The 12,911-nt window shown below is 66.2% G+C and carries 13 protein-coding genes; 5 read left to right on the top strand and 8 right to left on the bottom strand.

Translation table 11 applies throughout. The annotated features are described in order from the left end of the window. Window positions 1-484 precede the first annotated feature (484 nt). Window positions 485-1,105: an HAD family hydrolase gene (locus tag BLX41_RS05465; RefSeq protein WP_123724077.1), complete on the bottom strand. Its 621-nt coding sequence runs from the start codon at window positions 1,103-1,105 to the stop codon at window positions 485-487. A 163-nt stretch (window positions 1,106-1,268) separates the two neighbouring features. Between BLX41_RS05465 and BLX41_RS34535 the strand changes: the two genes are divergently transcribed. Both BLX41_RS34535 and BLX41_RS05455 read left to right on the top strand, forming a co-directional pair. Further along, window positions 1,269-1,475 carry a DUF6021 family protein gene (locus tag BLX41_RS34535; RefSeq protein ID WP_185073403.1) on the top strand — a complete coding sequence of 69 codons (207 nt, stop codon included), beginning with the start codon at window positions 1,269-1,271 and terminating at the stop codon, window positions 1,473-1,475. A 95-nt stretch (window positions 1,476-1,570) separates the two neighbouring features. Next, complete coding sequence (locus BLX41_RS05455) at window positions 1,571-1,756, top strand: DUF2188 domain-containing protein (RefSeq protein ID WP_123724075.1); 186 nt, start codon at window positions 1,571-1,573, stop codon at window positions 1,754-1,756. A gap of 67 nt (window positions 1,757-1,823) precedes the next feature. Here the strand turns inward: BLX41_RS05455 and BLX41_RS05450 are convergent, their stop codons facing one another. The 5 genes from BLX41_RS05450 to BLX41_RS05430 all read right to left on the bottom strand — a co-directional run bounded on the left by BLX41_RS05450 (window position 1,824) and on the right by BLX41_RS05430 (window position 7,263). Beyond that, window positions 1,824-2,438, bottom strand: a complete 615-nt coding sequence (locus tag BLX41_RS05450; protein WP_123724074.1) for a hypothetical protein — start codon at window positions 2,436-2,438, stop codon at window positions 1,824-1,826. A 46-nt stretch (window positions 2,439-2,484) separates the two neighbouring features. After that, window positions 2,485-3,090, bottom strand: coding sequence for a hypothetical protein (locus BLX41_RS05445; protein WP_123724073.1), 606 nt, complete (start codon window positions 3,088-3,090; stop codon window positions 2,485-2,487). A gap of 47 nt (window positions 3,091-3,137) precedes the next feature. Next, complete coding sequence (locus BLX41_RS05440; protein ID WP_123724072.1) at window positions 3,138-3,551, bottom strand: LIC_13387 family protein; 414 nt, start codon at window positions 3,549-3,551, stop codon at window positions 3,138-3,140. Between the two features lie 120 nt (window positions 3,552-3,671). Further along, on the bottom strand, window positions 3,672-5,444 hold the full coding sequence (locus tag BLX41_RS05435) for an acyl-CoA dehydrogenase C-terminal domain-containing protein (RefSeq protein ID WP_123724071.1): 1,773 nt from the start codon (window positions 5,442-5,444) through the stop codon (window positions 3,672-3,674). A gap of 196 nt (window positions 5,445-5,640) precedes the next feature. Next, the gene (locus BLX41_RS05430) at window positions 5,641-7,263 is read right to left on the bottom strand and encodes an acyl-CoA synthetase (RefSeq protein ID WP_123724070.1); all 1,623 of its coding nucleotides are present in this window, start codon (window positions 7,261-7,263) and stop codon (window positions 5,641-5,643) included. Between the two features lie 359 nt (window positions 7,264-7,622). On the opposite strand from BLX41_RS05430, the gene BLX41_RS05425 reads away from it, so the two are divergent. Both BLX41_RS05425 and BLX41_RS05420 read left to right on the top strand, forming a co-directional pair. After that, on the top strand, window positions 7,623-9,512 hold the full coding sequence (locus tag BLX41_RS05425) for a PAS domain-containing sensor histidine kinase (RefSeq protein ID WP_123724069.1): 1,890 nt from the start codon (window positions 7,623-7,625) through the stop codon (window positions 9,510-9,512). Beyond that, entirely contained in the window at window positions 9,509-10,144 is a 636-nt protein-coding gene (locus BLX41_RS05420) for a response regulator transcription factor (protein WP_123724068.1), read from the top strand. The genes BLX41_RS05425 and BLX41_RS05420 overlap by 4 nt, the downstream gene beginning before the upstream one ends. A gap of 3 nt (window positions 10,145-10,147) precedes the next feature. Here the strand turns inward: BLX41_RS05420 and BLX41_RS05415 are convergent, their stop codons facing one another. Both BLX41_RS05415 and BLX41_RS05410 read right to left on the bottom strand, forming a co-directional pair. Then, window positions 10,148-10,744, bottom strand: a complete 597-nt coding sequence (locus tag BLX41_RS05415; RefSeq protein ID WP_123724067.1) for a TetR/AcrR family transcriptional regulator — start codon at window positions 10,742-10,744, stop codon at window positions 10,148-10,150. Beyond that, entirely contained in the window at window positions 10,737-11,588 is an 852-nt protein-coding gene (locus BLX41_RS05410) for a 3-hydroxybutyryl-CoA dehydrogenase (protein ID WP_123724066.1), read from the bottom strand. Before BLX41_RS05410 ends, BLX41_RS05415 begins: the two co-directional genes overlap by 8 nt. Before the next feature lie 171 nt (window positions 11,589-11,759). Here BLX41_RS05410 and BLX41_RS05405 point away from each other — a divergent pair, with 171 nt between their 5' ends. Further along, entirely contained in the window at window positions 11,760-12,776 is a 1,017-nt protein-coding gene (locus tag BLX41_RS05405; protein ID WP_123724065.1) for an AraC family transcriptional regulator, read from the top strand. Window positions 12,777-12,911 lie beyond the last annotated feature (135 nt).

The following is a 12,911-nucleotide window of genomic DNA, read 5'->3' as shown; positions in this document are numbered from 1 at the left end:
AAAGCCCAGCGCGTTTTACGCGCTGTCCGTAGGAGCCGGCTTGCCGGCGAAGAGGCCCACAAGTCATGCAGCGCCTGGGCTGACGCCTTCGCTGGCAAGCCAGCTCCTACGGTGGTCCAAACACCGCACATCTCTGTAGGAGCCGGCTTGCCGGCGAAGAGGCCCACAAGTCATGCAGCGCCTGGGCGGACGCCTTCGCTGGCAAGCCAGCTCCTACATGGGGGGCGGTACACTCCGCCCTATCTTCAGGCCGGCCGGTAGGCCGCCATCAGGCCATGGATGGCCTGTGGCGGCGGCCCACGGATCGATGCCTTCGTTCGGGCATGCCGAGCCTAGGCGAGGCACCGAGTAGAGGGGCAAGAGCCTTTGGTTACTTTGGGTTGGGCCGGCATTCCGGCTTTCCAAAGTGACTCGCTGTAAGAGCGAAACCGCCCGTGGCCCCACCCGCAGCAACGGATATGCCCCCAAACCCTCGGCTCATGACTCAAACCACCCCCAACTCCCCCAACTGCCGCCGCGTCTCCCCCGCGGCCACATGATGAATCGCCCGCCAGCCCAACGCCCTGGCCGCGACGATGTTCGGCGCATGATCATCAATGAACACCAATTCCTCAGGCGCCACCCCCGGCAAATGCGCACGAATGCGCCCCAAAGCCGTGTGATAGATCTCGGCATCCGGCTTGATCTGCCGCTCCTGCCCCGACACCACAATGTCGCGAAACTTCTGCAAAAACGGGTAATTCTCCCAGGCATAGGGAAAGGTTTCCTGGGACCAGTTGGTCAACCCGAACAGCGGCATCTGCGCCTGGTGCAGGTCTTCCAGCAGGGTCACGCCTTCCTCCAGCGGGCCCTTGAGCATCTCCGGCCAGCGCCCGTAATAGGCCTCGATCAACGGCGCATGCTCGGGATGCTCGGCCACCAGACTGCGGGTCGCTTCGGCCAGGGGCCGCCCGGCGTCCTGTTGGGTGTTCCAGGCCTGGGTGCAGACGGTGTCGAGGAACCACTGGCGACGGTCGTCGTCGGGGATCAGTTGGCGGTACAGGTGGTGCGGGCTCCAGTCGAACAGCACGCCACCAAAATCGAAAACCACGGCACGAATTGTCATCAACACTTCCTTTTGAGCGTTTATGGGCCAGGCGCCATCCTGCGACGCTGTGCAGCGCAATGCAATTTACCGGTGGCCATTGGTCCGCTGGCCGGCACCCTTGGAACCGATCGCGATCCAACACCTGTACCCGTCCTTTTGCGGGCTAGCACAGGAGCTGACCATGGCTGCCAAGAACCCCACGGGGCCGCGCTCGTCCGAGCACGCCTCGAATCACCATGACCCGGGTTTCGACCCCGATTCGCCGGACCTCGCCGACCCCCAGGTCGATCCGGTAGGCCCGGCCAGGGCGCCTCTGGATCAGCCTGAGCCCGAGCATCAACGCAAGCGCTCGCGAGCCTACGACCCCTTGGCCAATCTGAGGAAATGACCTCGGCGCGCCGACATGCGGCCGTCGCCGGCCGGTTCTGCGGGTGTAAGGTAAAACGGCCAAGCCCCAGGCACGCTGACAAAAAGGAGGTGTCCATGAGTACGCCACTGTTGAACAAGTTGCAGATCAACGGTTATCAGGTATTGAGCGTCAACTACGGCCCCTGGAAGGTCTGCACAGCGGGCGACCGGCTCGCCACTTTCGGCACCCGGGAAGAGGCCCTGGCCTTTGCCGCCGCCTTGCCGGTGCGCAGGGAAACACCGGCCACCAAGCTTCGATAGCGCCCCGGCAAAAAAAGCCCCGATCGGTTCGGGGCTTTTTTGTGTCCGGGCTGCTGCAAGCGCCGGGTCAGTCGACAATCACCGGCTCGTTCGGATCATCGCTCAGGCACACGGTCAATTGCTCCCCGGCCTTGTTGAACGCGCAGCGGGGCAGGGATTGCTGCTTGATGAAGCTCAGCGGCGGCAGGATGAACACCGCCGCCAGAACCAGCGCCCACACGGTCTGCAGAAACAGCACATCGGCGCTGTGGGCGGCGGGCCGTGAGATGAGGCGGCGGCGCCAGTACAGGTACAGGCCGCTGATGAAGAGCACGCCGACGACGCCCATCATGTAGTCCAGCTCCCAGTCCTGGGGGCTGAACGCGCGGCTGCCATCCTCATCATCCGGGTAGTTGAGCCGCCACCAGGCCCCCAGCAGCAACGGCACCAGCCCGGCCATCAGCCACGCCATGCGCGCGCCGGGCATCCGGGTCAGCAGGGCCAGGACCAGGCCGATCAGGCACAGCACCCAGGCAAACAGGTACAGCTGGAAACCCATGGCGCCGCCGAACAGCGTGCCGCTGACATCCCGGGGAACCATCATTTGCACGTCGCACAGCAGCATCACCGACAGCGGGATAGCGACGACGATCCAGCACAGGGGGCGGTACAGCCACAACCACAGGGTAAACAGGCGAGACATGGGCACACTCATCAAGGTCGAGAAAACAAAGAGGCCAGGTTGGCGATCAGTCGACAATCACCCGGGTGCCAGGGCCCAGGCATATGCTCAACTGATTGCCGGCCCGGTCGAAGGCGCAATAGGGCAGGGGCTTGCGGGTGATGGCCAACAGCGGTGGAAGGATGAAGGTCGCCCCCAGCACCAGGGCCCACAGGGTGCGCAGCAACAGCAGCTTGCGATGGGCGGGCGGACGCGGTTTGAGCCGCTGCTGGCGCAACAGGTAGACCCCGCTGTAGACCAGGGCGAAACCGAACACCATCACGTAGTCCAGCTCCCGGGCCTGGATGCTGAAGATCAGGTTGCCGTCGAAATCATCCGGGTAGTTGATCCGCCACCACAGGCCCAACAGCAGTTGCACCAGCCCGGCGACGATCCAGGCCAGGCGCGCGCCGGGCACCCGGGTCAGCAGCGCCAGCACCAGGCCCAGGACGCTGAGGGCCCAGCCGCCCAGGTACATCAGAAAGCCCATGGAACCGCCGAACAGGGTGCCGCCAATATCCCGGGGGACGATCAGGTTCAGGTTGCAATGGATCATGGTGGCCGTCGGCGCGGCGACGGCGATCCAGCACAGCGGGTAGTAGAGCCGGGACCAGAGGGTGTACAGGCGGGACATGAAGGAACTCGAGAGTAACAGGGACGATGAGGGAGGGCGGCTCAGGTTCAAACCAACAGCCAACCGCAGGCAACCGCGAACAGCACCAGGGCGAGGCTGATGCCCGCCAGGGGAATGCGGAACCAGTAACGAATTGCCAGCGCCCACAGGCTGGCGAGAAACCCCAGGCCGATCAGCAGCAAGCCGCGGGCCTCCAGCAGCAGGGCCGGGTGCAGCCAGGCGAGGTAGCCATAGACCAGGCCGAACAGCATGGCGCCCAGGCTGTGGCTGGCGTTGAAGCCGACCCAGGCCCGCCACAGGCTGGTCTGACGGGTGATCATCGGCGACACCTGGCGCATGCGTTCGGCCAGGGCCGGATCACGGGGCTGGAATTTGTCGGTGGCGAAGGTGTAGATCAGGTGCAAGGTGCCGAGCAGCAGCACGATGACTGAGCTGGCGATGATCAGGGCGGGGGCCAACACGTTTCTTCCTTGGGCGGTGCTCGGGTGCGCGGAGTATGCAGCGGCGCCCGGGGTTTTGCACCTGCGGGCGCGGCTTTTTTACCGGCACGGGGCAGGGCGACGGGCGCCCTGCCCAGGCACTCAGAAGTGCTCGGCGTCGAGGCCGAACAAGGAGGAGCTGCCGGCGCGGATGCTCTGCTCCAGGCTGAGGATGCGCGGCAGCATGCGGCTGAAGTAGAAGCGTGCAGTGGCCAGTTTGGCACCGTAGAAACCGTCGTCTTCGGAACGCTTGTGCTCGGCCACCTGGGCCATGCGCGCCCACAGGTAGGCATAGGCCACGTAGCCGAACAGTTGCAGGTATTCGACGCAGGCGCTGCCCACCGCGTTGGGGTTCTGCGCCGCCTGTTCACGCAGCCAGTCGCTGAGGTCTTCCAGGCGTTGCACCGCGTCCAGCAGCTCGGCGGCGTAGGCGGCGCCGGGCAGGTAGGCGTAGTCGCGGATCTCGCCGGTGAACAGGCGCAGGGCCACGCCGCCGTTGCCCACCACCTTGCGCCCCAACAGGTCCAGGGCCTGGATGCCGTTGGTGCCTTCGTAGATCTGGGCGATGCGTACATCCCGCACCAATTGCTCCTGGCCCCATTCGCGGATGTAGCCGTGGCCGCCGAAGATCTGCTGGCCCAGCACGCAACTGTCCAGGCCGGTGTCGGTGAAGAACGCCTTGGCCACCGGGGTCAGCAGCGGCACCAGGGCCTCGGCGTTTTGACGCTCATGGGGCTGGTCGGCGAACTTGGCCAGGTCCAGTTGCTGACCGACGTAGCTGGCGAAGGCGCGGCCGCCTTCGGTCATGGATTTCATCGACAGCAGCATGCGCCGCACATCGGGGTGGACGATGATCGGGTCGGCGATCTTGTCCTTGGCCACCGGGCCTGCGGGGGAACGGCTCTGGATGCGCTCGCGGGCATAGGTGCGGGCGTTCTGGTAGGAATTCTCGGCGCAGCCGATGCCCTGGATGCCGATGGACAGGCGCTCGTAGTTCATCATGGTGAACATCGCCGCCAGGCCCTTGTTGGCCTCGCCGATCAGCCAGCCGCTGGCGCCGTCGAAGTTCAGCACGCAGGTGGCGGAGGCCTTGATGCCCATCTTGTGCTCGATGGAACCGCAGCTCACCGCGTTGGCCGCGCCGAGCACGCCGTTGGCGTCGACCTGGATCTTCGGCACCAGGAACAGCGAGATGCCCTTGGGTCCGGCCGGGGCGTCCGGCAGCTTGGCCAGCACCAGGTGGATGATGTTCTCGGTCAGGTCCTGCTCGCCGCCGGTGATGAAGATCTTGCTGCCGCTGATGCGGTAGCTGCCGTCGGCCTGGGGTTCGGCGCGGGTGCGGATGATCCCCAGGTCGGTGCCGGCGTGGGCCTCGGTGAGGCACATGGAACCGGCCCAGCGGCCTTCGTACATCGGCGGCAGGTACAGCTGTTTCAGCGCTTCGCTGGCGTGGGCATCGATGGCCAGGCAGGCGCCGGAACTCAGGGCCGAGTACAGGGCGAAGCTGGAGTTGGCGGCGTAGAGCATCTCCTCGAACTGCACCGCGAGCATCTTCGGCATGCCCATGCCGCCGTAGGTCGGGTTGCCGCTCAGGCCGACCCAGCCGCCCTGGATATAGGTGCTGTAGGCCTCCTTGAAACCGGCCGGGGTGCGCACCTGCCCAGCGTGCCAGCTGGCGCCTTCCTCGTCGCCGCTGCGGTTGAGCGGGGCGATCAGGTTGCCGGTGACCTTGGCCGCTTCTTCGAGAATGGCGTCGGCGGTGTCGCCGTCCACGGTATCGGCCAGGGCCGGCAGACGGGCCCAGAGCTTGGGCGCGTTGAACACTTCATGCAGGACAAAGCGCATGTCGCGCAGCGGAGCGTTGAATTCGGGCATTGCAGGAACCTCGGGCAAAAGGGGAGGTTGAACGGCCGTGGCCGCATGAATCGACAACGAAAACCCCGCCACCATGTAGGAGCCGGCTTGCCGGCGAAGAGGCCCGCAAGCCTGGCGTCGCATGGGCCGACGCCTTCGCTGGCAAGCGGAGCGCCGCCCGGCCAGCTCCTACGGGGGCTGGGTAGGTGTATTCAGGCTAGAGGTTTTTCGCCATGTCGCGCAGGACGAACTTCTGGATCTTGCCGGTGGAGGTCTTGGGCAACAGGCTGAAGACCACGGTGCGCGGCACCTTGAAGCCCGCCAGGTGCTCGCGGCAGAAGGCGATGATCTCGGCTTCGCGCACGTCCTGATGATCGGCCTTGAGGGTGATGAAGGCGCAGGGCGTTTCCCCCCATTTTTCGTCGGGCCGGGCCACCACCGCCGCTTCCAGCACCGCCGGGTGGCGATAGAGCACGCCTTCCAGCTCGATGGTGGAGATGTTCTCGCCGCCGGAAATGATGATGTCCTTGAGCCGGTCGCGGATTTCGATATAGCCGTCCGGGTGGGTCACCCCCAGGTCGCCGGTGTGAAACCAGCCGCCCTCGAAGGCTTCGGCGGTGGCCGTGGGGTTTTTCAGGTAGCCCTTCATCACGGTGTTGCCGCGCATGAAGATCTCGCCGATGGTCTGGCCGTCCCGGGGCGTGGGTTCGAGGGTTTTCGGGTCGGCCACCATCACCCCTTCCAGGGTCGGGTAGCGCACCCCCTGGCGCGACTTGATCTGCGCTCGCTGCTCCAGGGGCAACTCGTCCCAGGCCGCGTGCCAGGCGCACAGGGTCACCGGGCCATAGACCTCGGTCAGGCCGTAGACGTGGGTCACCTTGATGCCCATTTCCTCCACCGCGCCGATCACCTTGGCCGGTGGCGCGGCTCCGGCCACCATGGCGTTGACCGGGTGGTCGATGGCCGCCTTGGCGGTGTCGGGCATGTTCACCAGGGCATTGAGCACGATGGGCGCGCCGCACAGGTGAGTGACCTGATGCTCGCGGATCAGGTTGAGGATCTTCTGCGGATCGACCCGGCGCAAAAACACATGCACTCCGGCCAGGGCGGTGACGGTCCAGGGGTAGCACCAGCCGTTGCAGTGGAACATTGGCAGGGTCCACAGGTACACCGGGTGGTTGCCCATGGCCCAGGTCATCTGGTTGCCCAGGGCATTGAGGTAGGCGCCGCGGTGGTGATAGACCACGCCCTTGGGGTTGCCGGTGGTGCCCGAGGTGTAGTTCAGGGCGATGGCCTGCCACTCGTCATCCGGCCACTGCCAGGCAAACTCGGGATCGCCCTCGGCGAGAAAGGCCTCGTAATCCAGATCGCTGACCGGCTGGCCTTCGCCGTATTCCGGGTCGTCGAGGTCGATCACCAGGGGCGGGTGATCGAGCATGGCCACGGCGGCGTGGATCACCTCATGGAACTCGCGGTCGGCGATCAGCACCTTGGCTTCGCCGTGGGCCAGCATGAAGGCGATGGCCTCGGCGTCCAGGCGCACATTGAGGGCATTGAGCACGGCGCCGATCATCGGCACGCCGAAGTGCGCTTCGAGCATCGCCGGGATGTTCGGCAGCATCACCGCCACGGTGTCGTTCTTGCCGATGCCGCGTCCGGCCAGGGCCGAGGCCAGGCGCCGGCAGCGGCTGTAGGTCTGGGCCCAGGTGCGACGGATCGAACCGTGGATCACCGCCGGGTAATCGGGGTAAACCGCAGCGGTACGCTCGATGAAGCTCAAGGGGGAGAGGGCGATATGGTTGACGGCAGTCGGCGCCAGGCCTTGCTCGTAGATGGACATGGTTCGGGTACCCGGTGGCTGATTATTAGCTCTATTGGCCGAGGCTTGGATGGCGTGTGCTGTGTACCTGGGGGCACCCACTGTAGGCGCCGGCTTGCCGGCGAAGGCGATCTCAAGAACACCTGCGCCCGTAGGAGCCGGCTTGCCGGCGAAAGCGCTCTCACGGGCCCCTTCGCTGGCAAGCCAGCTCCTACGTTCGGCGTTCCCAGCAGGTACGCAGCACACCCAGCGAAAGCTCGGTGACTTATCCGGGGTCTTTTATATACTGTTTGTCGATTGATATGGAAGTACTACCTGAGTTGTATAGTAGTTGTACTATAAAAAAGAACCTACCCTTCCGGCCGCGAGACTGATCGACCATGCCCGACTCTACCCACCTGCGTCACTGGCTGCGCCTGCAGCGTGAAGGCCAGTTGCCGGACTCGCCCTGGCTCGGCCACGACCCGCAACCCAGCCTGCTGCTGGACGCCCGGGCGCAGCCGCTGGACCTCAACCCGGCACTGCGCCAGTGGCTGGAGGGCTGCCCCCCGGCGCCGCTGACGGCGCTGCTGCCGGTCAACCACCCGGCCCTGGTACGGGCCTGCCTGGAACAGCAGCGGGCCATCGAGCAGGTGGAAGCCCAGTGGGGCGAGCGCATCCTGCTCTGGAGCTTTATCCCCGATCCGCATCGCCAGCGGGTGCTGGCGCGCTGCCAGGAAGCCACGGCCCAGGTCCGGGCCGAGCGCGAGTCGGCCAAGGCCCGGCGCCTGTACCGGCTGATCACCGAAAACACCACCGACCTGATTTCCCGGCACACCCCGGACGGCTGTTTCCTCGATGCTTCGCCGGCGTCCTGGACCCTGCTGGGCTACTGGCCCGAACAACTGCGTGGCCTGCTGGCCCGCAGCCTGTTCCACAGCCAGGACCTGGCCGGGCTGATGCAGCGCACCCGCGATGCCCTGGAGCAGGACGGCTACCACACCATGACCTATCGCATCCGCCATCGCGACGGCCACTACCTGTGGTTCGAAACCGCCTGCCGCGGCATTCGCGACACCTACACCGGCACCGTGGTGGAAGTGGTGGCGGTGTCCCGGGACATCACCGCCCGGGTCCAGGCCGAAGAGAACAAGCGGCGCCTGGCGGAAGTGGTGGAGGCCAACCCCGACCCGGTGCTGTTCATCCAGCCCGGCGGCGCGGTGACCTACCTCAACCCGGCGGCGCGGCGCACCCTGGGGCTCGGCGACGGGCAGGCAATGCCGGAGCTGGCGGCGATCCTCAGCCAGGACGTGCTGCAGAGCCTGCAACAGCAAGGCTGGAGCTGTGCCGAGCGCAGCGGCCGCTGGAGCATCGAGGCGCGCCTGCAACCCCCGGCCGGCGGCAGCTCGGTGCCGGTGTCGCTGATGCTCCTGGCCCACCGCGCGGCCAGTGGCGAGCGTTTCTATTCCCTGGTGGCCCACGACCAGAGCGAGCGCGAACTGCGCGAGGCCCAACAGCGCCATCACCAGGACGAGCTGGCCCACACCGCGCGCCTGGTGACCCTGGGCGAACTGGCCTCCGGCATCGCCCACGAAATCAACCAGCCGTTGGCGGCGGTGGTCAATTACGCCAATGCCAGCCAGCGCTATCTGCAGGCCCTGGACACTCAGCCCGAGGCCGCTCGCAAGGTGGCCCAGGGTCTGGAGCGGATCGCCGAACAGGCGACCCACGCCGCCGAAGTGATCAAGCGCCTGCGGGCCTTTTTGCGCAAGGGCGGGCGCCGGGTGCAGGCCCTGGACATCGCCGAAGTGGCCCGGGAAACCGTGCGCCTGTGTGCCTGGGAAGCCCAGGCCAGCCAGGTGACGATCGACTTGCAGTTGGCGGATAATCTGCCGCCGGTGTACGCCGATCGGGTGCTGCTGGAACAGGTGCTGCTGAACCTGTTGCGCAACGCCATCGAGGCCAATCGCGAAGTGCATCCGCAGCAAGGCTCGCACATTGTGCTGGGCGCCGAAGCAGCGGCCGAAGGCAGGGTGCGGATCAGCGTCAGCGACCAGGGCCCCGGGGTCTGCGCCGACCAGCTGCCGCAGCTGTTCACCCCGTTCTACACCAGCAAGGCCAACGGTCTGGGGCTCGGACTGTCCATGAGCCGCAGCATTGTCGAAGGCTTTGGCGGCGACTTGCAGGCCCACCCCCAGGAGCGAGGCTTGACGATGTGCTGCCACCTGCCGGCCACGGCCCCGGCCGATCCGGATGCAGCTTCCCACCCGACAACAGGAGCAAGGCAATGACCCGTGAGGCGCAGCAGTTGGTGTATGTGGTCGACGACGACCCGGGCATGCTCGACTCCACCGTCTGGCTCCTGGAGTCGGTGGGCCTCAAGGCGCTGCCCTTCACCAGCGGCCGGGCGTTTCTCGAACACTGCGACCCGAGTCTCAACGCCTGCGTGCTGCTGGATGTGCGCATGCCCGGCATGGGCGGGCTGAATGTCCAGGAAGAACTGCGCCAGCGCGATATCCGCCTGCCGCTGATCTTTGTCAGCGGCCACGCCGACGTGCCCATCGTGGTCCGCGCGTTCAAGGCCGGGGCGGTGGACTTCATCGAAAAGCCCTACAACGAACAGCTGTTGCTGGACAGCGTGCAGCAGGCCCTGAGCCGCGCCGACCGCCATCAGCACCAGAGTGCCGGGCAGGCCCGGGTGCAAGGGTTGCTGGAGAGCCTGACGCCACGGGAGAAAGACGTGTTGCTGCCGCTGGTGCAGGGCTACACCAACCGCGAGATTGCCGAGCAACTGGGGGTCAGCATCAAGACCATCGACCTGTATCGCTCACGGGTGATGAAACGCATGCAGGCCGAACACCTGCCGGAACTGGTGGGCATGGCCATTGCCGCCGGGCTGGTAGACCCGCTGCACCTGCGCTGAGGCTCAGGCCACCGCGCTGCGCACGGGCACACCGCCCAGCAGCCGCTCGATGGCGCCGCTCAGCAGGTTTTCCAGCAGGGCTTCGCGTTCCCGCTCGGCCAGGGGTTGCTCGCTGAACCAGCTGGGGGCGCTGTTGAGAAGGTTGGCCAGGGCATGGGCCGCGGCGCGCTGCGCCTGGGGGCCAAGGCCGGTCGGGGTGCCCAACAGTTGCAGCAGCTGTTGTTCGTAGCGTTCGCGCAATTGCCCGACCCGCAGTTGCTGGTCGGGATTGAGGCAGCCGCTGTCGCGCTCCACCAGGCGGAAATGCCGCGGCAATTCCCGGTGCAGCTTCAGGTGGGCGCGGATCAGCGCCGGCAGGCAGTCGCCCTGCAACTTGCGCCGTTGCAGGCGCTTGAGGGTGCTGTGCAGCTCATCGAAGAACTCTTCGATCAGGTCCAGCAACAGGTGCTGCTTGCTCGGGTAATGGTGGTACAGCGAGCCCGGGGTCAGCCCCAGATGGCTCGCCAGCTCACGCATGCCGACCTGGCCGAAGCCCTTGCTGGCGAACAGCTCCAGGGCCTTGTCGCGGCTTTCGGCAAAGCGTGAGCAACGCTCAGCCATAGTGATGGAAACCCCGACCGGTCTTGCGCCCCAGGTAGCCGGCGGCAACCATTTCCTTGAGCAGCGGCGCGGGGCGGTACTTGCTGTCGTTGAAGCCGTCGTAGAAGGCTTCAAGGATCGCCAGCAGGGTGTCCAGGCCGATCAGGTCGGCCAGGGCTAGCGGGCCGATCGGCTGGTTGCAGCCCAGGCGCATGCCGGCGTCGATGTCCTCGGCGCTGGCCAGGCCTTCCTGGAACACCAGGATCGCCTCGTTGATCATCGGCACCAGGATGCGGTTGACCACGAAGCCCGGGCGGTTGCCGGCGGTGATCGCGGTCTTGCCCAGGCGCTGGGCCATGTCCATGGCCAGGGCGTGGGTCGCGTCGCTGGTCTGCAGGCCGCGGATCACTTCGATCAGGCCCATCACCGGCACCGGGTTGAAGAAGTGCAGGCCGATGAAACGCTCCGGCGCGCTGACGCTGGCGGCCAGTTGGGTGATCGACAGCGACGAGGTGTTGGAGGCGATCACGCACTCGGCGCTGACCTGGGCGGCGATCTGCTGCAGCACCTTGAGCTTGAGGTCGAGGTTCTCGGTGGCGGCTTCGATCACCAGTTGCGCATCCTTGAGCACACTGTAATCGGTACTGATGCGGATCTTGTCCAGGGCGGCGCGCTTGTCGTCTTCGCTCAAGCTGCCCTTGCTCACCTGGCGGTCGAGGTTCTTGCCGATGGTGGCCAGGGCCTTTTCCAGGGCGCCCTGGGCGATGTCCAGCAGGGTCACGTCAAAGCCCGCCTGGGCGCAGACCTGGGCGATGCCGTTGCCCATGGTGCCGGCGCCGATCACACCGATATTCGCAAGATTCATCTTCAGCTCTTCCTTTGTTCATTGCCTTCGCGGAGCATGGCGCGGTTGCCTTGCACAGCGCGTTATCCAGCGCGAGTCTAGAGCCCGGCACGGTGGCCGGCCTATGCCGAAAGCGGTCAAGGGTGCTGGCGTTTTTTGCCATAGGTCCAGCTACGGGAGCACAGCCTCTACATGCGTGAATCGGATTCGGTCGCGGTCTACTTTGTCCGGGTGATGACCCACGCCCTGCGCCAGCAGCCGGCGCGGCTGGCGGCGGTGCTGAGCGAAGCCGGCATCGACCCGGCACTGCTCGACCAGCCCCGGGCGCGGGTGCCCGGCAGCGCCTTTGCTGCGCTGTGGCTGATCCAGATCCGCGAACTGCAGGACGAATTCTTCCAGCTCGACTCCCGGGGCATGCCGCCGGGGGCCTTTGCCCTGATCTGCCGGGGACTGATCCAGGAGCCCAACCTGGAAAAGGCCTTGCGCCAGTGCCTGAACAACTTCGGCCTGTTCCTGCGCGACGTCGGCGCCAGCCTCAGCCTGCGGGGCAAGCGTGCGGTGATCAGCCTCGACAGCCGCTGCGCCGACCCGCTGCGCAGCCACTACGCCGAGGAAACCCTGCTGGTGCTGGTCATCAGCCTGTTGTGCTGGCTCGGTGGGCGACGGATTCCCATCGACCGTGCCGATTTTCGTCACTCACGCCTGAGCCTCAGCGACGATCCGCTGCTGTGGGGCAGCAACCTGAGCTGGAACGCCGGGCGCACCGAGATCGAATTTGCCAGCCGCTTTTTGCGCCTGCCGGTGGTCCAGGACCTGGCCTCGCTCAAGGTGTTCCTGCGCAGCGCGCCGCAATGGCTGGTGATCCGCTTTCGCAACCAGCATGGCCTGACCACCCAGGTGCACCAGCGCCTGCGGGGCAGCCACTACAGCCAGTGGCCGACCCTGGAAGCCTTCGCCCGCGAAGTGCAGATGAGCGCCAGCACCCTGCGCCGACGCCTGGAGCGCGAGGGCGGCTCCTATCAAGAGATCAAGGACGAAGTACGCCGCGGCGTCGCCGTCGAGCTGCTGCGGCGCTCGGCGGCCAGCATCAGCGAGATTGCCGAACTCACCGGTTTCCAGGAGCCCAGCGCCTTCCACCGCGCGTTCAAGAAATGGACCGGCGAAAGCCCCGGGCGCTACCGCGCCCGTTTCCAGCCCGCCCCCGCCTGATTCCACGACATCACGGCTCCTACGGATTTCGCCACATCACGCAGCCCCTTGTAGGAGCTGGCTTGCCAGCGAAGGCGCCCGCAAGATCACCGCCTCATCCAAGGGCCTGTTCGCCGGCAAGCCGGCTCCTACGGG

Source organism: Pseudomonas protegens (assembly GCF_003732485.1).
Taxonomy (GTDB): Bacteria; Pseudomonadota; Gammaproteobacteria; order Pseudomonadales; family Pseudomonadaceae; genus Aquipseudomonas; species Aquipseudomonas protegens_B.
Note: the sequence above shows the minus strand (reverse complement) of the source record. Positions and strands in the feature narration are given on the sequence as shown.